The 1,067-nt window shown below is 45.0% G+C and carries 1 protein-coding gene; it reads right to left on the reverse strand.

Annotated features, from left to right (window positions below):
• Nucleotides 1-155: 155 nt before the first annotated feature.
• Nucleotides 156-971: an aminoglycoside O-phosphotransferase APH(3')-Ia gene (locus HMPREF3151_RS10615; RefSeq protein ID WP_000018326.1), complete on the reverse strand. Its 816-nt coding sequence runs from the start codon at nt 969-971 to the stop codon at nt 156-158.
• Nucleotides 972-1,067: the final 96 nt, after the last annotated feature.

Below are 1,067 nucleotides of genomic sequence, written 5' to 3' on the forward strand. Positions count from 1 at the left end.
GGTCTTCCTACTGCCCCAACTTTGCAACAGCACCATCACCACCGACTATTTGCAACAGTGCCCCGTCCGGATACTGCCAGATATCGGCGTCCAGGGAGATGTCCTGAAGCGCGGTGTCCGGAATTTCAGGTTTGTGTCTCTACAAAGACTAACTATCAGAAAAACTCATCGAGCATCAAATGAAACTGCAATTTATTCATATCAGGATTATCAATACCATATTTTTGAAAAAGCCGTTTCTGTAATGAAGGAGAAAACTCACCGAGGCAGTTCCATAGGATGGCAAGATCCTGGTATCGGTCTGCGATTCCGACTCGTCCAACATCAATACAACCTATTAATTTCCCCTCGTCAAAAATAAGGTTATCAAGTGAGAAATCACCATGAGTGACGACTGAATCCGGTGAGAATGGCAAAAGCTTATGCATTTCTTTCCAGACTTGTTCAACAGGCCAGCCATTACGCTCGTCATCAAAATCACTAGCATCAACCAAACCGTTATTCATTCGTGATTGCGCCTGAGCGAGACGAAATACGCGATCGCTGTTAAAAGGACAATTACAAACAGGAATCGAATGCAACCGGCGCAGGAACACTGCCAGCGCATCAACAATATTTTCACCTGAATCAGGATATTCTTCTAATACCTGGAATGCTGTTTTCCCGGGGATCGCAGTGGTGAGTAACCATGCATCATCAGGAGTACGGATAAAATGCTTGATGGTCGGAAGAGGCATAAATGCCGTCAGCCAGTTTAGTCTGACCATCTCATCTGTAACATCATTGGCAACGCTACCTTTGCCATGTTTCAGAAACAACTCTGGCGCATTGGGCTTCCCATACAATCGATAGATTGTCGCACCTGATTGCCCGACATTATCGCGAGCCCATCTATACCCATATAAATCAGCATCCAGGTTGGAATTTAATCGCGGCCTCGAGCAAGACGTTTCCCGTTGAATATGGCTCATAACACCCCTTGTATTACTGTTTATGTAAGCAGACAGTTTTATTGTTCATGATGATATATTTTGGTGCTGTTGCAACTTGGGGCGGGAGCCAAGAAA

Source organism: Corynebacterium sp. HMSC05H05 (genome assembly GCF_001807265.1).
Lineage (GTDB): Bacteria > Actinomycetota > Actinomycetes > Mycobacteriales > Mycobacteriaceae > Corynebacterium.